This is a genomic window from Thomasclavelia ramosa DSM 1402, assembly GCF_014131695.1.
In the GTDB taxonomy this organism is placed as follows: Bacteria; Bacillota_I; Bacilli_A; order Erysipelotrichales; family Coprobacillaceae; genus Thomasclavelia; species Thomasclavelia ramosa.
Window position 1 is genome coordinate 657649 of the sequence record NZ_CP036346.1, and the last position, 21204, is coordinate 678852.

16 protein-coding genes and 1 pseudogene are annotated in these 21204 nt (G+C 31.4%); 9 read left to right on the plus strand and 8 right to left on the minus strand.

Annotation, left to right across the window (positions count from 1 at the left end):
- Window position 1: 1 nt before the first annotated feature.
- A complete protein-coding gene (gene queE / locus EYR00_RS03215; protein ID WP_003538722.1) occupies window positions 2–664 on the minus strand; it encodes a putative 7-carboxy-7-deazaguanine synthase QueE in 663 nt (220 codons plus the stop codon).
- The gene (gene queD / locus EYR00_RS03220) at window positions 661–1083 is read right to left on the minus strand and encodes a 6-carboxytetrahydropterin synthase QueD (RefSeq protein WP_009008721.1); all 423 of its coding nucleotides are present in this window, start codon (window positions 1081–1083) and stop codon (window positions 661–663) included. The genes queE and queD overlap by 4 nt, the downstream gene beginning before the upstream one ends.
- A 274-nt stretch (window positions 1084–1357) precedes the next feature.
- Here queD and EYR00_RS03225 point away from each other — a divergent pair, with 274 nt between their 5' ends.
- Window positions 1358–3010 (plus strand): Na/Pi cotransporter family protein, encoded by a 1653-nt coding sequence (locus tag EYR00_RS03225; protein WP_003538720.1) that lies wholly within the window; start codon window positions 1358–1360, stop codon window positions 3008–3010.
- Between the two features lie 62 nt (window positions 3011–3072).
- On the opposite strand, the gene EYR00_RS15740 is transcribed toward EYR00_RS03225, so the two are convergent.
- The 3 genes and pseudogenes from EYR00_RS15740 to EYR00_RS15750 all read right to left on the minus strand — a co-directional run.
- Window positions 3073–3372 (minus strand): AAA family ATPase, encoded by a 300-nt coding sequence (locus tag EYR00_RS15740; RefSeq protein WP_003538719.1) that lies wholly within the window; start codon window positions 3370–3372, stop codon window positions 3073–3075.
- 84 nt (window positions 3373–3456) lie between these two features.
- Entirely contained in the window at window positions 3457–3597 is a 141-nt protein-coding gene (locus EYR00_RS15745; protein ID WP_167309565.1) for a hypothetical protein, read from the minus strand.
- Between the two features lie 36 nt (window positions 3598–3633).
- Window positions 3634–3726: pseudogene (locus tag EYR00_RS15750) on the minus strand (AAA family ATPase); the annotation flags it as partial.
- Between the two features lie 190 nt (window positions 3727–3916).
- Between EYR00_RS15750 and EYR00_RS03235 the strand changes: the two are divergent.
- Together EYR00_RS03235 and EYR00_RS03240 are read left to right on the plus strand one after the other, a co-directional pair.
- A complete protein-coding gene (locus EYR00_RS03235) occupies window positions 3917–4684 on the plus strand; it encodes a 4Fe-4S binding protein (protein ID WP_008792168.1) in 768 nt (255 codons plus the stop codon).
- 151 nt (window positions 4685–4835) lie between these two features.
- Window positions 4836–5807, plus strand: a complete 972-nt coding sequence (locus EYR00_RS03240) for a Gfo/Idh/MocA family protein (protein WP_003538716.1) — start codon at window positions 4836–4838, stop codon at window positions 5805–5807.
- A 696-nt stretch (window positions 5808–6503) separates the two neighbouring features.
- Here the strand turns inward: EYR00_RS03240 and EYR00_RS03245 are convergent.
- Both EYR00_RS03245 and EYR00_RS03250 read right to left on the minus strand, forming a co-directional pair.
- Complete coding sequence (locus EYR00_RS03245) at window positions 6504–7142, minus strand: hypothetical protein (protein WP_003538715.1); 639 nt, start codon at window positions 7140–7142, stop codon at window positions 6504–6506.
- Window positions 7139–7846: a LytTR family DNA-binding domain-containing protein gene (locus EYR00_RS03250; RefSeq protein WP_003538714.1), complete on the minus strand. Its 708-nt coding sequence runs from the start codon at window positions 7844–7846 to the stop codon at window positions 7139–7141. Before EYR00_RS03250 ends, EYR00_RS03245 begins: the two co-directional genes overlap by 4 nt.
- Window positions 7847–8068: 222 nt before the next feature.
- On the opposite strand from EYR00_RS03250, the gene EYR00_RS03255 reads away from it, so the two are divergent.
- The 6 genes from EYR00_RS03255 to EYR00_RS03280 all read left to right on the plus strand — a co-directional run bounded on the left by EYR00_RS03255 (window position 8069) and on the right by EYR00_RS03280 (window position 18505).
- Window positions 8069–8656, plus strand: a complete 588-nt coding sequence (locus EYR00_RS03255; protein WP_003538713.1) for a cytidylate kinase-like family protein — start codon at window positions 8069–8071, stop codon at window positions 8654–8656.
- 167 nt (window positions 8657–8823) lie between these two features.
- Window positions 8824–9567 carry a Cof-type HAD-IIB family hydrolase gene (locus EYR00_RS03260; protein WP_154670627.1) on the plus strand — a complete coding sequence of 248 codons (744 nt, stop codon included), beginning with the start codon at window positions 8824–8826 and terminating at the stop codon, window positions 9565–9567.
- An 18-nt stretch (window positions 9568–9585) separates the two neighbouring features.
- A complete protein-coding gene (locus EYR00_RS03265; RefSeq protein WP_224209064.1) occupies window positions 9586–10251 on the plus strand; it encodes a Crp/Fnr family transcriptional regulator in 666 nt (221 codons plus the stop codon).
- Between the two features lie 174 nt (window positions 10252–10425).
- The gene (locus tag EYR00_RS03270) at window positions 10426–11769 is read left to right on the plus strand and encodes a glycoside hydrolase family 1 protein (RefSeq protein WP_003538710.1); all 1344 of its coding nucleotides are present in this window, start codon (window positions 10426–10428) and stop codon (window positions 11767–11769) included.
- A 42-nt stretch (window positions 11770–11811) separates the two neighbouring features.
- Window positions 11812–12834: a LacI family DNA-binding transcriptional regulator gene (locus EYR00_RS03275; RefSeq protein WP_003538709.1), complete on the plus strand. Its 1023-nt coding sequence runs from the start codon at window positions 11812–11814 to the stop codon at window positions 12832–12834.
- A gap of 157 nt (window positions 12835–12991) precedes the next feature.
- The gene (locus EYR00_RS03280; protein WP_040434410.1) at window positions 12992–18505 is read left to right on the plus strand and encodes a discoidin domain-containing protein; all 5514 of its coding nucleotides are present in this window, start codon (window positions 12992–12994) and stop codon (window positions 18503–18505) included.
- A 35-nt stretch (window positions 18506–18540) separates the two neighbouring features.
- Here the strand turns inward: EYR00_RS03280 and EYR00_RS03285 are convergent, their stop codons facing one another.
- Entirely contained in the window at window positions 18541–20967 is a 2427-nt protein-coding gene (locus tag EYR00_RS03285) for a CoA-disulfide reductase (protein ID WP_003538707.1), read from the minus strand.
- Window positions 20968–21204 lie beyond the last annotated feature (237 nt).

Consider the following 21204-nt stretch of genomic DNA (forward strand, 5'->3'; position numbering starts at 1 on the left):
TTTAGACACCTCTTTGATTAACATCCCAAATGAATTTGTGCATTTGTAGTTGCATATTAATACCATTTAGATGATGTTTGACCATATAATCGACGATCATCCGTGGTTCAATCTTACCAAAGACTGGGCTAAAATAAACTTTGGTACGATTGACAAGGTCATAAGTATCAATTATTTCTTTTGCTTTATTTAAATCACTGAGATTGCTAACTACAAATTTAACAACATCATTTTTAGTCAAATATTGATAGTTATTTAAGCACATTTCATTTTCCATTGTACTGCTAGGTACTTTATAATCTAAAGTAAAGATTGGTCGAGTTTCTTTAATAAAGGGTTTAATATCAATACTACCATTAGTCTCAATTTCAACACTAAAACCATTTTTAAGCAGTAAATCAATTAAATAATCAATATTTTGTTGAAGTAATGGTTCACCACCAGTTAAAGTGACATTAACGACTTTATTTGCTTTTAAATAATCTAGGATATTTTGAGCACTTAAAAGTTCATAATTGCTATTTGAATCATTAGCATACCTAGTATCACAATAACTACAATTTAAATTGCAATAATGAAAACGAATAAAGGCGGCTAATTGACCTGCACGACTTCCTTCACCGTTAATACTAATAAATTTTTCAACAACCTTATAATTATTCATAATTTACCTCGATAACTTGCACAGTTATTTGGGGTTTCATATACATCAAGACAATCAACTAAATAATTTTTACTTAAAGCCTCGTAAATATACTTAGCTAAATTTTCAGCAGTTGGACGAAATGGTAAGTTGATTATTTTGAAATTTTCATCGATCAGTGCTTGGTATAGTTTTTCTGATAAACTGCCTGTTTCAATAATTAAAGCATGATCAAAACTATCTGCGATAATTTTTAAATCTTTTTTTAAATCTCCAAAATCAGTTACCATTCCTTTATTTTGGGGATCTTCTAGCAGTTTTTCACTTTTGATAGTTGCAATGACTTTCCAGCGATGACCATGAATATTAGCACATTTACCATGATAACCAGCTAAAAAATGTGCACTATCAAAACTTTGTTCCGTTTTTAAAAAATACATCTTTCCTCCTTCTATACCATCAAATAAAAAAGCAGGCTCACTAAAAAGCCTGCTTAAAAACAACATAAAAAGCATAGCCCTAGTTTTGTTTATAGACAGGATGGTACAAATGAACTGTCTATAGTAATAGTATCTTAAATTGGAGGATTGTCAAGAAAATTGAATAAACTTAATAAAATGCGTAAAAATATGTAAAGAAAAGTTAAGAATTTGTTAACAATCTTTGCAGTATGTAAATTTTATGTTAAAGTAACCGTGTAACAGGGGGAATAAGATGGAACTTACAGATTTCTTTGCTATGTTTGGTGGTTTAGCGCTATTTTTATACGGGATGACGATGATGTCAAATGGTCTCGAATTAGCAGCTGGAAACAAAATGAAAACAATTTTAGAAAAACTTACGACGAATCGCTTTCTAGGCGTTGGAGTAGGAGCAGTTATTACTGCAGTAATCCAATCATCATCTGCAACTACAGTCATGACTGTTGGGTTTGTTAATGCTGGGTTGATGAAATTGGAAAATGCGGTTTGGGTAATTATGGGTGCTAATATCGGTACTACAATTACAGGTCAATTGATCGCAATTGATATTACAGCTTTAGCACCAGTTATTGCATTTGTCGGTGTTGCTTTAATTGCTTTTTTCAAAAGTAAAAAACTTGATGCAATTGGTGGTATTATTGCGGGACTCGGAATTCTCTTCATGGGAATGGAAATGATGTCTAGTGCGATGGTACCGCTTAGAAGTTCACCGGAATTTGTTAATCTTGTCACTACGTTTGAAAATCCATTAATCGGTATTTTAGTTGGTGCTGGATTCACAGCGATAATTCAAAGTTCTTCAGCTTCGGTTGGGATTTTGCAAGCTTTAGCGATGAGTGGCGTAATTACTTTACCATCAGCAATATATGTATTATTTGGTCAAAATATTGGTACATGTATTACTGCCGTTTTAGCTAGTATTGGAACAGGGCGTAATGCAAAACGTACAACGATCATTCATCTTTCATTTAATATTATTGGAACGATCGTCTTTGTTTTTATTAGTATGTTAACACCGTTTGCATCATTTATGCAGTCATTGACGCCAACAAATATTCCGGCACAAATTGCTAATGTACATACGGTATTCAATGTTGTTACAACATTATTATTGCTGCCATTCGGGGCGCAGTTAGTTAAATTGTCATATTTGGTTTTACCTGAAAAAGAAGGTTTTGAAGATAAATTATCTGTTAAGTTCTTGGATAATAGTATCTTTACCAATGATTATCACATTGGAACTAGTGCAATCGCTAACACACAATTATTTAATGAAACACAAAATATGTTAAATATAGTTCAAAAAAATGTTCAAAGAGCTTTTGATTTAATTATTAAGTATGATGAAAAGACACATGAAAAATTATTAAAAGATGAACAATATATTGATTATTTAAACAAAGAAATTATTCAGTTTACAACCAATGCTATTTCTAATGAATTTCCAATCGATGATTCTAAATCAATTGGCTTATTCTTAAAAACGGCTGGAGATTTAGAACGAGTTGGAGATCATGCGGTTAATATTGCTGAACGTGCTGAGAAATTATATAGTGAAGATGAACATTTTTCAGATGAAGCGATGAGAGAAATTAAAATTATGAATGACCTGACAAGAAATATCTTAGAGGAATTAAATGTCTTAAATCGCGATGAACTTCATAACATTGTTGAAAAAGTTGATGTTATTGAAGATAGTATTGATATTACAACACATGAATTTTCACTTAATCAGTTAAGACGTTTGCGAGATAAAAAATGTACGCCGGAACATAGTGCATTATATACAGAAACATTAATTGATTTTGAAAGAATTGGTGATCATGGTTTAAACATTGCCGTTGCTTTTGATGAAATAAAAGATGATTTAACAGAAATGGCTTAACTAGCTGCTTATGCAGCTAGTTTTTTTATAAAAATAAAATCATATTGAAAGGGTAGATGATCTTATTTATTTAATAATTTATTTAATAGACCGGCACGATTATTAATAAAGAGTTCTGTTATTTGATAACTCTCAGTATCTTGATAATCAATAGGTGTTATCTCTTTTGAGTCAAAATTAAGTATTTTTGCCTCAGGGATTCCTAATAGGATCGGTGAATGACTAGCAATAATAAACTGTGAGCCCTGCTTTGCTAATTCATAAATAGTAATTAATAAAGTTAGCTGGCGCTGGGGTGATAATGAGGCTTCAGGTTCGTCAAGAATATATAGACTATTCTGATTAAAACGATTTTGAATCAATGTTAAAAAACTTTCACTATGTGATTGCTGGTGTAATGATTTACCACCATAATAGCGATAGGGATTAAAAACATTTTTTTCATATCATTCTAATTGTGTTGCGACATTATAAAAACTTTCTGCCCTTAAAAAGAAGCCTTCATCAGGACGACGATAACCACGATCAAGGATTATTGCATGATGCAAAGATGAATGAGTATTGTTAGTGTGAAAATTAAAGTTCAAAGTTCCCCCCTCAGGGTTAAAGCCATATTTAATAGCGATTGCTTCTAATAAAGTGGATTTTCCTGTGCCGTTTTCTCCAACAAAAAAGGTAATCGGATTATCAAAAATCAAAGTATTTAATTGTAGCAATTGTATTTAGATAACTGTTTCGCTCGATTAAATCATGATCAATAGTTATACGATTTATAAAATAGGTACTCATTTCATCACCTCTAGTTTAATCATAATACAATTTATTGTGATAATCTATTTTTAATTAATAGATAGTACATATTTTAATGATATAATAAAAGAATAAATAAAGGTGGGAGGATATATTATGAAGATTGATCGGACATATGCAATTTATTTTTCACCAACTTACACTTCCAAGAAGTCAGCTGTTAGTATTGCTCGTGGACTTGAGGGAGAGTTAAGTGAAATTGATTTAACACTAGAAGAAACGATTCCAGAGATGACATTTAGTCGTCATGATATTGTAGTTTTTGGTTTTCCGGTTTACGGTGGAAGAATTCTTCACGAGGCTTTGGAACGGTTAAAATCATTTCGGGGTGATCATACATCATGTGTAATTACTGTTACATATGGAAACCGTCATTATGATGATGCATTATTAGAATTATTTAATACTGTTAAGGAGCAAGGATTTATTCCTATTGCTGGTGCAGCTTTAGTGGGTGAACATACTTATGGTCAAATTCAAGTGGGTCGTCCTAATCGTGATGACTTATATCGTGATGAATTGTTTGGTAGTTTGGTGCGGCTAAAAATTAAAGATGATAATTTTTCATTTGTTTCAGTACCAGGGAAATACCCATATAAAGAAGGAGGAACTGGGGGAAAATTTCGCCCAGAAACTAATGAACAGTGCAGCGGCTGTGGGGTTTGCGTCAATATGTGTCCTACAAATGCTATTGATATAGAAGATTGTAAGACAATTAATAATGATTGTATTGCTTGTTTTAGATGTATTCGTATTTGCCCAGTCCATGCTAAGAGTATGAATAACAATCAAGAATATCAAACATTTGCAGAAAGTTTTAGCAAGAAACTGGCAACACCTAGGGAAAATGAATACTTTATTTAAATTTTTGAGTTTTTTATTAAGCTTTAAGAGATTTTAAAATGTCAGAAAGATAGGCTTTTATGAAACTGGTGAGAAAATTATTTTCTTGCTAGTTTTTCTATTTGTAATCTATGTATAATATATCTATGAAGATTAGACGGAGGAAATAATAATGAAAAAATTAAATTGGGGAATTATTGGCAGTGGTGTAATTGCTAATGAAATGGCTCAGGCTTTGTTGGATGTAAATGGGGAGATATATGCGGTTGGACATCGTGATATGAATAAAGCAATTGATTTTGCAATGAAATATAAAATTAAAAATGCTTATGGAAGTGTTGAGGAATTATTAAATGATCCTGATGTTGATGTTGTTTATATTGCAACACCCCATAATAGTCATTATGAAATCATGAAACAGGCTGTAGCAGTGAAAAAGCATGTTTTATGTGAAAAAGCAATTACTGTAAATGATCGTCAATTGGAAGAAATAGTTGCTTTAGCTAAGAAAAATAATGTTGTTGTACAAGAGGCTATGACAATTTTCCATATGCCGCTATACAAAAAATTAAAGGAAATGGTTGCTGCAGGAGTAATTGGAAATGTAAAAATGATTCAAGTCAATTTTGGCAGCTGTAAAGAATATGATGTTAATAATCGTTTCTTTTCAAAAGAATTAGCTGGTGGGGCATTATTAGATATTGGTGTTTATGCAACAAGTTTTGCCCGGTACTTTTTATCATCAAAACCTAATGTTGTAATTACAACTGCTGATTATTTTGAAACTGGGGTTGATGAACAATCAGGAATCATTATGAAAAATCAAGATGGTCAAATGGTTGTAATGGCTCTAACAATGCGTGCAAAACAACCGAAGCGTGGGGTCATATCAGGAGAATTGGGGTATATAGAAATTAATAATTATCCGCGGAGTAATCAAGCAACGATAACTTATACTAAAGATGGTCATCAGGAAGTCATTGAATGTGGTGATGATAAACAGGGACTACAATACGAAGTTATTGATATGCAAGATTATATTATAAATAATCTTGGTGAATATGAATTACAGTTAACTCGGGATGTAAGTTCACTGCTAAGTCAAATTCGGACTCAATGGGGAATGATTTATCCATTTGAATAATTTAACATTTAAGAGGGGATGATGATTAAGAATTATTATGCATGATTAGTGTACTGATTTTTGCTGATATTTTCATTGTTACATTTATTAGTGTGGCACTTCAACATCAAATGAAAGCTCTAAAAATATATCGACTTATAAAAAACAATTGTTAGTTTTAGATAGCAGTGATAATTTTTGGAATGAGGAACGAATAAAAAAAAGTAGAAAACCGTTATTATGCGATTTAAATGTCATGGTCAAATCAAGATCATGAAACATTAAAAGATTATTTGCCCCCACATTGTTAGAAAAATGGGAAACTAAGAAGGAACGTATAAAAAAGATTAAATTATTGGATATGGTTGTTGAACTATACGATAGAAAATGATAATGAGGATTGTTTGTGGGCTTATATTGAGGAGAAAATAGAGTAATTACGTGTGAAACAAAAGCTTTTGTAGAATACTGGAAATTTATAAGAAATAGTAATAATATATGTTTAGATAAGTTTGAAAATTGATTGGAAAGAATTGTTATGAAAAGTTCAAATCAAAATTTGAATATAGTAATAGGGTGTTTGAAAAGGTGCTATTTAATTATAAAATTTATCAATTTTGTATAAGTAGTCTTGGGAAAACTGTGAGCAGGATAGTTTTATGATATATTATTTAAATTTTGAATAATAAAGAATAGACGTGTGAAATATTCGCACGTCTATTTATATAGATTTGGTTTGATTATTTTGTTATGAATGATGCGTTCAATATATTCGTATACAGTAATACTGCGATCGTTCATTGCTAAAACTAAATGGTAGGGATCTTTAAAGTTTTTTACATGACTTTTAAGAAGATTAGCTAACTCAATAATATGCTCATTATTTGAAGTTAAATCTGTTTTAATAACCATCTGTTCATTAATCTTAAAATAAATTGGATGAGCGACTTCACTTCCAAATGAGTGTATTCTAAATGTTTGATTATACCATCCAATTTCACATTTTTTAATATCCTTAAAGGCAATTTTATCTTGATACATTTCTTTATTAAAAAGCGTATTAATAATTAATTTAAGGATATTAAAATAACTTGTTGATTTATAATAATATATATATTGATTATCATATCCGTGCTGGCGGTAAAATAACGCTCTTACAGTGAAGATGAAGTAAGTGATAAAGAAAATTATTCCAATTGTAATGATGGCTGGAGCCCAATAAGGACTATTTAAATTTTTGGCCCAAGTACTTTTAGCTGCGAGTAAGACAATGATCAGCATGATACTCCATAAACCAGCTAATAATAATAAAGATAAGATTTTTTGTTTAGATGCTTTTGTAGATAGTGTTTTCATTTTTTTAGTTTCCTTTCTGTAAAAGAAATAGCATGTTTTTTTAACACTACAAGTAAATCTTGATATCTTCTTCTTGAAATAGCAATATCTTTATTTTCGTAGTTTTTCATAATTACATTTTCACTGTTTAAAGTAATTAATCTAAAGATATTGATAATTGCTGAACGTGAGATTTTAAAAAAGGTTTTTGGAAGCATTTTTTGTAGATATTCAAAGTTTTGAATAAAAATGCGATATGTTTTGTCTAATGTGTTTAGATATGTCATGCGATTTAAATATTCAAAATAAACAATATCATTTGTTTGGGTATTGACGATGCCCTGATCACTTTTAAATAGTAGTAATTTTCGTTTATCAAGATAATCGATGATATCTTGAATTGCTGGAACAAATTTCGCTTTAATATCTTGATAGCGCAGATAGCTGGAAATATTAATACCTACTGCATCGAAAATAGTTGAACCGTCTTTTGAGATAATTAGTACAAGCATATCATTATTATTTTCAATTAATGTTTTAGCATAATTGATTCCTTGATTATCAAAAGAATCTTCAATAATACAGAAATCCATTTTTTTTGTAAATAACATTTCCTTATCATGAATCTCAATGATACGATATTCACTGTCAATATTTTTAATGATTAGTTCCTTTAATTGTTTGATCACACTATTATCAACAACCATTAATCCAATTTTTTTCATTTAGAAATCTCCTTTATTACTTGCAGTTATCTTTTACACCTTTATTATAGGGGCTTACTTTTAGTATATTTTAATTATTGTATGAATGGTATAGTTTATTGTATGAATGGTATAAAAAATATCTTTTGGACAATAAAATTAGTGATTTCTCATTACTTTTCGCTTGTAAAGTAGTAAAATTAAAGTATAGATAATGACTAAGATTAGGAGGAGGTGCAGATCATGCGCAAGAACATTATTACAATTAGCCGTGAATTTGGTAGTGGCGGTAGAACAATTGGTAAAGAGGTAGCAAAACGATTAAACATACCTTTTTATGATAAGGAATTAATTGAAAAAGTAGCTCGAGAGAGTGGATTAAATGTGAATTATATTGAAGAACATGGTGAATATGCACCATCTAGTAATCCTTTTGCTTATGCTTTTTTAGGTCATTATATTGATGGGATGTCAATGAATGATTATATTTGGATGATGCAAAGAAAGATTATTTTAGAATTAGTGCAAGAAGGACCATGTGTAATCGTTGGGAGATGTGCAGATTATATTTTAAGAGATCGAGATGATTGTTTTAATGTCTTTATTTGTAGTGATCTTGATAAAAAAGTGGAACGGATCGTCAGATTATATGGGGAAACAGATGAGAAGCCTGAGAAACGTTTAGCTGATAAAGACAAAAAAAGACGAGCAAATTATAAATATTATACTGATCAAGTTTGGGGGTTAGCGCAAAATTATCATTTATGTTTAAATAGTGGTGAAATTGGAATCGATAAATGTACTGAGTTGATTGTTGATTTAGTCAAATAGTAGTTAAGATAAAGTAACTATTACTTTCTCTTTTTATGAATTGAAGGATTACATATGCTATACTGTATTGGAAAACATTATAATAAAAAGACGATTATTTTATTATGTTAAGAACTAAAAGATAAAATAATATGAGGATAAGTAGATGATAAAAGCAATTTTTTGATATTGATGGAACACTATTGGATCATGATACACACTTAATGCCATCTAGTACTTTTGAAGCATTAAAAAAATTACGGAAGAATGGAATTAGATTATTCGTTGCTACTGGGCGGCCACCTAATAATCTTAAAGTGATTCAAGATTGTTTCGAGTTTGATGGTTTTCTCACAAGTAATGGACAGTATTGTTTTAATCATGAAGTGGTTATTCATGAAAAATATATTGAAAGAGAAGATATTAGAAATTTATTACCATATATTAACAAAAATCAGATTCCCGTATTATTTGTAGAAATAAATGGTAATTATAGTAATATCCAAAATTATTGTCTTGATGAAGCTGCTAGATCACTGAATAAAGAGGGCTATCCCATTAAAGCTGTTAATGAAATAATTGAAAGTAAGATAATTCAATTAATGGCATATATAGACGAGACTAAAGATAGTGAACGATTATCATATATGCCTAATTGTAAATCAGCACGCTGGACATCGCTCTTTGCGGATATCATCCCTATTGATGGCGGAGAAAATAAGGGAATTGATCAAATGATAAAGCACTATCAAATTAATTTAGGTGAAGTAATGGCATTTGGCGATGGGAATAATGATATTGATATGTTAAAACATGTTGGAGTTGGTGTTGCTATGGGGAATGCTAATGATTTAGTTAAGGCAGCTAGTGATTTTGTTACTGACACGATTAATGATGATGGCATTTTTAAAGCATTAAAAAATTTGAATTAATTTGAAAGGGTGAAAATGATGGAGCAAGAATTAACAAAATTCTTAACTTTTTGGGATCATTTAAATGAAAACGAAAAAGAGTTATTAAAACAAAATGCCACTCTTCAAACTTATGCTAAAGGCATAACAATGCATCGTGGTAGTGATGATTGTTTAGGTGTGGTTTTAGTGAGAAAGGGTCAATTGCGGACATATATGTTATCACCAGATGGACGTGATATTACACTATATCGTTTATTTGCAGGTGATGTATGTATTCTTTCGGCATCATGTGTTTTAGAAACGATTACATTTGATGTTTTTATTGATATTGAAGAAAATAGTGAAATCATTACAATCACGGCAACTTTATTTCAACAATTGGCGAAGCAAAATATTTATGTTGAAACATTTGGGTATAAAATGGCAACCAATCGTTTTTCTGATGTTATGTGGGCGATGCAGCAAATTTTATTTATGTCTGTTGATAAACGCTTAGCTATTTTTCTTAAGGAAGAAGCTGAAAAGAATAATTCTTTAGAGTTAAAAATTACTCATGAACAAATCGCTAAATATATGGCGACGGCTCGTGAAGTTGTAACTAGGATGTTAAAATATTTTAGTCAAGAGGGTATTGTAAAAATATCACGAGGAAAAATAACAATAGTTGATAAACATAAATTAGATAAACTAACTATTGATTAATTATGGAATAATCATTATGATTATTCTTTTTTATTCAAGTTAATTAATTTTTTTTCAAGTGATTATGAGTTGAAATTCAAGCTGACATTAAAGATAATAAATCTATATCAGTAATAGTAATTTGTTATATAAAAAATAGCTATACTGCTAGAAATAGAATGGGAGGAAGAAGTAATGTTACGAAAAGATTTTTTATGGGGTGGGGCAGTTACAGCTCATCAAAGTGAAGGTGGATATACACTGGATGGTAAAGTACCAGCGGTTTGTGATTTAACAGTTACCGGTGAATATTCTGATTTTAAAGACGGAATCGATAGTTACCATCGTTATGAAGAGGATTTTGATTTATTTCAGGAAATGGGATTTAATGCTTATCGTTTTTCACTTGATTGGTCACGTTTAATGAGCGATGAAGGAGTATATAATGAAAAAGGATTTGTGTTTTATGAACATTTTATTGATGCACTGCTTAAAAGAGGAATTCAACCAATTCCAACTTTATATCATTTTGAAATGCCAGCATTTTTATATGAGAAGTATAATGGATTTTATAGTCGCAAAGTAGTCGATATATTTGTAGAACTGTGCAAAAAGATTGTTGATCGTTATCATGATAAAGTTGAAAATTGGATTATTTTTAATGAACAAAATGGAATTTTACAGAAAGGGCCAAAAATGTTTTTTGGGGCAGTTTGTCCGGATGGAGTTGATACTCAAACGTTTGATAATCAAATTATGCATAATACTTTGATTGCTCATAGTCTTATTAATGAATATATTCATCAAAAAGGTGGTAAGGTTATGGGAATGGCGACAGTGGTTCAAAGTTATCCAGAAACTTGTCATCCTCTTGATACACTTGAAAGTATGAAGGCTCAAAGTGAAGCTTATGTTTTTTTAGATGTTTTTGCAAGAGGACATTATAATTCATATTATTTTGCAAATATGAAAAATGAAGGAACAATGCCTGAAATCTTAGATGGTGATTTAGAAATATTAAAGAAAGGGATTACGGATTCACTATCTATTAGTTATTATATGTCGACAATTTCACATTATGGTGAGGAGAGTCTAACAAATATTAATGATGTTGTAATTAAAAAGAATCCTTATTTGGAAATGTCAGAATTTGGCTGGACGATTGATCCAACTGGTCTTAGAATTACTTTAAGACAATTGTATGATCGTTATGAAATGCCAATATATATAGTGGAAAATGGTTTTGGTTATAATGATCAAATAAATGCAGATGGCCAAATTATCGATGATTATCGTATTGATTATATGAGGAAACATCTTGAGGAAATGAAATTAGCGATTCAAGAAGGCGTTGATTGCCGTGGTTACTTGTCATGGGGACCGGTTGACATTTTAAGCAGCCGGGCACAAATGAAGAAAAGATATGGTTTTATTTACGTCAATCGTGAAAATGATGATTTAAAAGATATGCGTAGAATTAGAAAAAAATCATTTGCCTGGTATCAACAAGTAATTGCATCAAATGGAGAAGTACTATAATCGAGGAGCATGTGCTATACTATTTAATGAGGTGAAACAAAGATGAAAGTGACGATGAAAGATATTGCTAATAAATTAGGAATTTCAATTAATGCCGTTTCAATTGCACTAAATGATAAACCTGGTGTCAGCGATGAAATGCGTTTAGAAATTTTAAAAATGGCTGATAAAATGGGTTACATTAATCAAAAAAGACAATATCTATCAGTTTATTCTAAATCAAATATTTGTATTTTAATGCAAAGTTATTATGCAGATACAGGACACTTTTATTCGATTGTTTTACGGTCAATCGTTGAACAAGCAAAAGTATTTGGTTATTTTTCAATTTTAAATTATTTTGAAGAAGGGCACTTCGTAGTACCTGAATGTATTGAAGAAAGGAAAGTGGCTGGAATATTAGTTGTAGGCAAAATATCTGATAGTAACCTGCTGCTGCTTAAAAATATTGGTGTACCCGTTGTTCTAGTAGATTTTACATCATTATGTACACCGTGTGATTGTGTTTTGACGCATAATAAACAAGGTAGTTATATGATGACTACGCATGTTATTAATAAAGGGTATCAACGGATTGGTTTTTTTGGAGATCTTGATTATTCCTTTAGTTTTGAGGATCGTTTTATTGGATTTAAACAGTCACTGTTAAAGAATAATATTGTTAGTTATTCAAAGGTTGATGAATATATTCAAAAATATTCTTTTCTACAAGGAATTGAAGAATATGTTTTAACTAATCAAATTGATAAAATAATTGAAATTTTGAATACTAAAAAATTACCAGAGGTCTTAGTATGTGCAAATGATTCTAATGCATTTGCTGTGATTACTGCGTTAAAAGATATGGGCTTAAAAGTCCCCAAGGATATTAGTGTCGTTGGATTTGACGATACACCGTTGTGTGTTAAATCAGTACCGCAGATCACAACAGTTCAAGTTCAAAAGGAACTGATGGGCGAGGTGGCGGTATCTAATCTAATTGATCGGATTCATCGTAAAGATAATATTCCGATGACACAATTATTAAGTGTGAAAATAGTTGAACGAACGTCTTTAAAAATTTAAAGACGTTTTCATCATTTATAATTCAACCATATTCTACTGATTATAAAGGTTTATAAAAAACTTTTTCAAGTGATTTTTCGTTGAAATTCAAGTGATAATAACTAAAAATAATAGATGTAGTAAGCGTTTTCAATATTATTTAAAAGGAGGATATTATATGATTAAAAAGGCATTGAGAATAATCCTGTCATTAGTTATGTCTTTTGGGCTTGTTTTAAGTTCCATGAATGTAACTTATGCAAGTGAGAGTGATTTTGCAACAATCAAAACGCGTTTAAAAGATTACTTTTTAACTTTAGACACGATTGATGATGGGTCAAAAGTAGAAACATGCTATGTTTCAAAAGCAAAAGATTATCTTGATTTGATTCAAGAAGATGGTGCTTTTGGGGATGTTGACTACAAAGCGACATCAAGTGCTGCTAATGGAACAGCATGGTCACCTTATTTAGCTCTTGATCGTCTACAAGCAATTACAGTTGCTTATCATAAAGAGGGAAACGCTCTTTATCATGACGAAGAAGTAATTAATAAGCTAAATAAAGCAATTGTTTATTGGGGAAAAATGAATCCATCTTCTTCTAACTGGTGGGAGAATCAAATTGGAGTTCAATTAAGATTTTCTAGAATTGCTTTATTTATGGAAAGCATTGTAAGTAAAGATGCAATGGATATTATGCTTAATAAATTATTGGAAAAAACACCAGTTAAATATGGTACAGGTCAAAATAATTTATGGTTTGATCAAAATTATGTTTATTACGCAATTATTACAGAAAATGGGACTAAACATACCAATTCTACAGGATTTAAGAAATTAGATTTAAAAGAACTTGTAGATGATTATTTAAGTTATTGCTTAGTTGTTCAAACTGATGATAATACTGCTGAAGCAGTTCAGGTTGATAACAGTTTCTATATGCATGGTAGGCAGTTCTATTCTAATGGATATGGAATGTCAATGTTTAGAGATATGAGTTTTTGGATTTATATGCTAAGAGAAACTAGTTATGCATTTGAACAAGATGTCATTGATTTAATGGCTGATTATATGATTGATGGGACAAGCTGGACAATCAGAGGAGATATTATGGAGCTTTACCTTGGATATCGGCCATATGATTATGATGTTGGCTATGATAACTATGCAGCAGAGTATATCGATCCACTTAAGAGAATGATTGAATCAGATCCTGATCGAGCTGATGAATATCAAGCAATCCTTGATAACATCCAAGGAAAAAATACAGTTAATGGAAAAAATGGTAATTATTATATGTGGCGTTCTGGTTATGCTTCTCACATGCGAGATGGGTACGGAGTTAATATTAAAATGGACTCTAACCAAATCATCGGTGGTGAATGGCGTGGCAGCTGGTCAGGTTATGATAAAGACGGAGGACAATTAATTTATTGGACATCATCAGCAGCTTCAACAATCACAGTTGACGGAGATGAATATACTAACGTTTATCCAACATATGATTGGGCTCATTGTCCAGGAACAACAACAGCAGCACGAATCGTTCAAGATTATGCTAATGCAGGTCGTTTTACAAATGGAACTGAACATACAATTGGGGTATCCAATGGTAAATATGGAAATACTGCTTATGATATGAATAAAAAGGGGACTCAAGTAAAGAAAGGATATTTCTTCTTTGATGATGAATTTGTTGCTCTAGGTTCGGGGATCAATTCTACTGAGGGAGTCAATATCCATACAACATTAAATCAATGCGAAGCTGAAGATGTAAATGTTGGTGGTCAAAGTGTGGCTGAGGGAACGAAAGAACAAATTTATAACACTAATTGGCTATATAATGGAAAAGTTGGATATGTTTTCTTAGAAAATACGGATGTAGTTGTAAGTAATAGTGTTCAAACTAATAATCCGTCATTATGGGATGAAGCAAAAAAGAATGAAACTCCGGCTACTTTTACAGCCTATTTAGATCATGGATTAAAGCCAAGCAATGATAGCTATGCCTATATTGTCGTACCAAATACCACAGCAGGTGCAGTTAGTCAATATGCCGGTAATACACCAGTTACTGTAATTGCTAATAACGAAAAAGTTCAAGCGGTAAGACATGACGGTTTAAAACAAACTCAAATTAATTTCTATCAAGCTGGTTCATTGGAATATAAAGATGGCTATATAATTACTGTTGATCAACCTTGCAGTATTATTATTGATGAATCAGAGGATACAAGAAAAATCTCTGTAGCAGTCAATGATACAGCAGCCAATCAAACTGTAAATGTAAATTTAAATTATGATAATCAAGAAACACAAACAACATTTGTTTCAGGAGCATTACCATATGCTGGACAAACAATGACGTTATCAGAAGGCTCAGATAATCGTTATCATACTAATTCTTCAATGATTGGACACGAAGTCGAAAAAGCTTTTGATGGTGATGAAAATACATATTGGCAAAGTGAAGAAACGCAAAATGAATGGATCAGTATGTTTACTGGCAATAATAAACATTTAGCATCTATGAATATTCTTTGGGGTGATAATTATGCTAGTGCTTATGATGTTATGGTTTCTCAAGATGGTAAAAATTATGAATTATTGAAATCTGTAAGTAATGGTGATGGTAAGACAGACACGATTGAATTAAAAGGAGTCTACCCATATATTAAGATTATCATGAAAGATGGAAATGGAAATTGTTTTGAAATTAAGGAAATTACATTTAAAGCAAGTGATTCAATAGCGCTTAATAAATCTGTTGAAGCAAGCAGTACGTCAACAAATGACCCTGGAAATACTAAAGAATTAGTTGTAGATGGTAATACAAGTACAAGATGGAGTTCATTACGAAATGAAGATGAGAACTGGATCATGGTTGATTTGGGACAATATTCAGAAATTAATGCTATGAGCATTCAATGGGAATCCGCTTGTTCTGATGATTATGATATTCAGGTCTCTAGTGACAAAAATAACTGGATAACGGTTAAAAATAGTATGGCAACTGGAAGTAGCTTATTGGATGAATACAATTTTGATGAACCTGTATATGGGCGTTATGTTAGAGTTTCGTCACATAAATCAAGAACTTTAAAATATGGTATTAGTATTTATGAAATTTCTGTGTATGGTTCTTATAAAGATGAGGATATTGCAGCTAATAAAAATGCATTTTCAAGTACAATAAAGGATTTGAACTTACCGACTCATGCAATTGATAATAAAGCCAATACGTCTTGGATTTCGAGTGCAGCCGGTGATCAATGGATCTATGTAGAATTAAAAGGAATTTATAAAATTTCAAGTATGCAGGTTGATTGGGGAAATAATTATGCACCTAATTATGAAATTCAGATTTCTGATGATGCACAAATGTGGCAAACAGTAAAAACTATAATTGATGGACAAGGTGGTAATGAGAACATTTCAGATTTAGGTAATCAAGAAGCACGATATGTTAGATTAAAATTAAATGGTTCTAGTGGCTCATCATACCAAATCATCCAGTGGTCAGTTTATGGCGAACTTGTTGAAGCAGAAAATTTAGAGAATATTGCTTTAAATAAAACAGCAACAGCTTCTTCAGTTTATAACAATGTTTATACTGCAAATAGAGCTATTGATGGAAGTTTTGAAAATAATGGTGGAAATGATCAATCAAGATGGGTTTCAAATAGAAATTCGAATGATGAATATATTCAAATAGATTTAGAAGCGAATTATGATTTAACGGGTGTAAAACTTTATTGGGAAGGAAATGGTGCTAAAAAATATCAAATTCTTGTCTCTGAAGATGGAAAAACATGGCAAAAGGTTTATCTAGAAGAGAATGGACAACCTGGAATTGCAAATATCCCATTTAATGAAACTGTTACTGCTCGGTATGTTAAAATGCTAGGTATAGAATGTGCTTCTAAATACGGATATTCATTATGGGAATTTGAAGTGTATGGAAAATTACACCAAGAACCAGTGGTGCCTGAAGTAAATATTGCATTGAATAAAACCTCTAAGGCAAGTAGCGAGTTTACTGACCCTAATGATGGTAATAAAACATATCAATCTTTATTAGCGTTTGATGGCAAAGGTACAAATGAAACAGTTGATGGAAAGCAATCACGCTGGGTATCTTTAAGAACAAAAGATGATCCAACAGCAACATCACAATGGATCTATGTTGACTTAGAAGCTGATTACGATATTTCTAAAGTTGTTCTTAACTGGGAAGGAAATGGTGCTAAAGAATATAAAGTGCAAATTTCTAATGATGGTCAGAATTGGACAGATATATCACATATTACAGATGGTAAAGGTGGTATTGATGAACTGACATATAAAAATACAACAGGCAGATACGTAAGAATGTTAGGAATCGAGCCTGGAGGAATTTATGGATATTCATTATGGGAATTTGAAGTTTACGGGGAAGCTGTATTAGAACCTGAAAATCCAAATGTAAATTTAGCTTTGAATAAATCTTCGAATGCGAGCTCAGAATATGTTGATTCGAAAGATGGAAATAAAACATATGAATCTTCGCTAGCGTTTGATGGTAAAGGTACAAATGAAATAGTTGATGGAAAGCAATCACGCTGGGTATCTAATCGGAAATCTAATGATGAGTGGATATATGTAGACTTACAAGATATTTATAATATTTCTAAAGTTATTTTGAATTGGGAAGGAAGCGGTGCAAAGAAATACAAAGTGCAAGTTTCTAATGATGGTCAAGTTTGGACAGATATATCAGATATTAATGATGGCGATGGAGGTCTTGATGAATTATCATATAAAGATGTAACAGGACGATATGTAAGGATGTTAGGGATTGAAGTTGGAAGTGATTATGGGTATTCACTATGGGAATTTGAAGTTTATGGAACAACTTTAAAATCTAAGTTACAGGAAATTTATAAGAAATATAAAGATTTAGATATTTCATCATACACCCCTAATAGTATTGCGCGATATCAAGAAGCATTAAATAATGCTGTTAAAGTTTATAACGATGATGATGTTACATCTGAAGATATCTTAAAAGCAATTGATCAGTTGGAAGATAGTGTTAAAGGACTTACTAAGATTGTTGATAAAATGGAGTTGGAAGAAACAATCAATTCAGCAAGTAAACAATTAGATACAGCTAAATATACCCCTCAATCAATTGAATTACTTACAGTCACTTTACAAAAAGCTAAAGAAGTTTTCAATGATGATAATGCTACGAAACATGAAGTTGATGAAGCAATTAATAAATTAAATGAAGTAGTCGCAGCATTAGTTGAAAAAGCTGATAAAAATAATTTAATATCAATTTTTAATACTGCATTGAAACTTGATAAAGAAAAATATACTTCTGAAAGTCTTACTAAAGTTGAAGCCTTGTTAGAGAAGGTAGAATCAATTATTGATGATGAAAATGCTGCACAGGCAGAAGTCGATGAGATGTATGACCAATTGCATCAAGCGTTAGATCAATTAGTGATAAAAGAAGATGTAAATACAAACGATAAAGTTGAAGGTGATGTAACAGTTATTCCTACGCCAGAAAAAGAGATACCAAAAGATGATAGTACTTCAGCAGCTAAAACTGGTGATTCAGTATCTATTCAAATATTGGCGGGAACATTATTGATCAGCATCTTAGGAATTGGAATTTTAAGAAAAAAGAAACAATCATAAAAAGGAGACTTGGAATTAATTCCAAGCTCCTTTTGTTATATAAATAGTGACATATCAGATTCTTCACCGTTAGCTAACATAGTAGCAACTCCCGATAATGTAACACCATCAATCAATTCTTCTTGTTTAATGCCCATTACATCCATACTCATCGAACAGGCAATTAGTTCAACACCATTATCTTGAGCTAGTTTGATTAAATCTTCTAAACTGTCAATATTTTTATCTTTCATAATAGTACGGATCATTTTAGCTCCCATACCACCCATATTCATTTTTGAAAGCGATAGTTTTTTTGAACCACGAGGCATCATCATTGCAAACATTTTTGAAATAAAATTTTTTTTGATTTTAACCTTTTCTGGTCGTCGAATGATATTTAGTCCCCAGAAGGTAAAGAACATTGTGACTTTTCGTCCCATAGCCGCTGCGCCATTAGCAATAATAAATGATGCAATTGCTTTATCTAAATCTCCAGAGAAAACAATCATATTTTTATTATTTTTATTTCCGTTTGAGATACTGTTCTGTCCTTTCTTTATTTTAGCACTGCTAATTCCTTTATTACAGCTAAGTTCTATTAGTTCATTACCAGTACGACGACAATAGCCATCTAGATCTGTAGCAAAAGCCGGGTCCGTAGTTTGAATTTCAATAATATCGCCATCTTTAGCAGTTTCTAGTGATGCTGATAATTTTACAATCGGACCTGGACACTGAAGACCGCAGGCATTAATTTTAATTGTTTCTGGATTTTCTATGGGACAAGCAGGATGCATTGTCTTGATTTTGGGTTCATCATGTTCTTGATTAAAAATTGTATTATATAAGCGATATCCTCCATTGAGATTATAAGTATCAAAACCATTTTGACTTAAAATCCGTGATGCTATATAGCCTCTAAGTCCAATCTGGCAGGTTACATAAATAGGTTTATTTAAATTAAGCTCATGAAGACGAGTTCGCAAGGAATCCAATGGAATATTAATGTAACCATCGATGTGACCATTTGCATATTCTAATTCAGTACGAGTATCTAATAGAATCACACTGCCATCACGGGGCAGTGATGCAACATCATCCCAATTATATTGTTTGATCTTGTCAGTAAGAATATTTTCAATTACAAAACCAGCCATGTTAACAGGATCCTTTGCTGATCCATATGGTGGAGCATAGCAAAGTTCTAATTCAGTTAAATCAAAACCCGTCATTTTGGCACGAATAGCAGCTGCTAAAACATCCATGCGCTTGTCAACCCCATCATAACCAACTATCTGAGCCCCTAAAATGGTTCCCGTTGATTTATCAAAAAGGACTTTTATTGACATATTGACCGCACCTGGATAATAGCCGGCATGATTAGCTGAATATGTGTAGACTTTATCGTAATTGAGATTTAATTCCCTAGCAGTTTTTTCATTGATTCCGCTACTTGCAACAGTTAAGTCAAAGACTTTTAAAATTGATGAACCTTGTGTTCCTTGATAATGGCGATCAAAACCGCAAATATTATCAGCTGCAATTCGTCCTTGTTTATTAGCTGGGCCTGCTAGGGGTACATAACTTGCTTTATTAGTAACAAAATTTTTGATTTCAATAGCATCGCCTACAGCATATATATCTTTGATTGATGTTTCCATCTTATCGTTGACGATGATTGCTCCGCGAGAATTAGTTGCAATTTCTGTATTTTTTACAATCTTAGTTTCAGGTACCACACCAATTGCCATAATTACCATATCTGTATCTACAGTTTGATTATTTAGAGTAACTGTCAGCTTGTTATCGGCTTCATTAATAGCTTGAAGTTCTGTTTCTAAAACTAAGTTAATTCCTTTGCTTATAAGATGTTGATGAACTTCACAAGCCATCTCATAGTCAATCGGAGAAATGACTTGATTAGCCATTTCTACAATCGTTACATTTATTCCAGTTGAATGTAAATTTTCTGCCATTTCAATACCAATAAATCCCCCACCTACAACAATTGCATGTTTTGGTTTATGGGTATCAACGTATTCTTTTATTGCATAAGTATCAGGGATATTTCTAAGTGTAAAAACTTTATTTGAATTGATTCCAGGAATATTTGGCTTGATTGGTTTTGCTCCCATTGAAAGAAGTAATTTATCATAACTTTCCTGATATTCTTTTTGTAATTGATGATTATATACAGTAACGGTTTTAGTTTCAGGAGTAATAGCAGTAACTTCGTTAAAGTTGCGAACATCGACATTAAAGCGTGCTTTAAAACTGTCAGGAGTTTGTAAGGTTAAAGCCTCTTGATCAGTGATTTCACCACCAATATAATAGGGTAAACCACAGTTAGCAAATGATATATATTCATCTTTTTCAAACATAATAATGTTGGCAGATTCATCTAAACGTCTTAGACGAGCAGCAGCTGAAGCGCCACCAGCGACTCCGCCTACGATAAGAATTTTTTGATTAGTATTCATTTTTTTCCTCCATAATTATTAATCTATGATTCATTTTCAAGATTATTATAATTTTAATTTAAAATTAGTTCTGTAACTAGGTCACACAATTATAAGAATAGTGGTTTAGTAAGGAAAATTATTTAATAATGAGATATTCATGTATTTTGAATTATGTATACATTTATTATCTTCAATATTCAATGAAGTCAAGTATTGATTTATATTAGAAGTAAGATTGTTATCTTTCAATAATGT

What these genes read in the sequence shown, in the direction of transcription:
- queE (WP_003538722.1), bottom strand. Translation starts at nt 664, where the DNA reads ATGAATAATTATAAGGTTGTTGAAAAATTTATTAGTATTAACGGTGAA.
- queD (WP_009008721.1), bottom strand. Translation starts at nt 1,083, where the DNA reads ATGTATTTTTTAAAAACGGAACAAAGTTTTGATAGTGCACATTTTTTA.
- EYR00_RS03225 (WP_003538720.1), top strand. Translation starts at nt 1,358, where the DNA reads ATGGAACTTACAGATTTCTTTGCTATGTTTGGTGGTTTAGCGCTATTT.
- EYR00_RS03235 (WP_008792168.1), top strand. Translation starts at nt 3,917, where the DNA reads ATGAAGATTGATCGGACATATGCAATTTATTTTTCACCAACTTACACT.
- EYR00_RS03240 (WP_003538716.1), top strand. Translation starts at nt 4,836, where the DNA reads ATGAAAAAATTAAATTGGGGAATTATTGGCAGTGGTGTAATTGCTAAT.
- EYR00_RS03245 (WP_003538715.1), bottom strand. Translation starts at nt 7,142, where the DNA reads ATGAAAACACTATCTACAAAAGCATCTAAACAAAAAATCTTATCTTTA.
- EYR00_RS03250 (WP_003538714.1), bottom strand. Translation starts at nt 7,846, where the DNA reads ATGAAAAAAATTGGATTAATGGTTGTTGATAATAGTGTGATCAAACAA.
- EYR00_RS03255 (WP_003538713.1), top strand. Translation starts at nt 8,069, where the DNA reads ATGCGCAAGAACATTATTACAATTAGCCGTGAATTTGGTAGTGGCGGT.
- EYR00_RS03265 (WP_224209064.1), top strand. Translation starts at nt 9,586, where the DNA reads ATGGAGCAAGAATTAACAAAATTCTTAACTTTTTGGGATCATTTAAAT.
- EYR00_RS03270 (WP_003538710.1), top strand. Translation starts at nt 10,426, where the DNA reads ATGTTACGAAAAGATTTTTTATGGGGTGGGGCAGTTACAGCTCATCAA.
- EYR00_RS03275 (WP_003538709.1), top strand. Translation starts at nt 11,812, where the DNA reads ATGAAAGTGACGATGAAAGATATTGCTAATAAATTAGGAATTTCAATT.
- EYR00_RS03280 (WP_040434410.1), top strand. Translation starts at nt 12,992, where the DNA reads ATGATTAAAAAGGCATTGAGAATAATCCTGTCATTAGTTATGTCTTTT.
- EYR00_RS03285 (WP_003538707.1), bottom strand. Translation starts at nt 20,967, where the DNA reads ATGAATACTAATCAAAAAATTCTTATCGTAGGCGGAGTCGCTGGTGGC.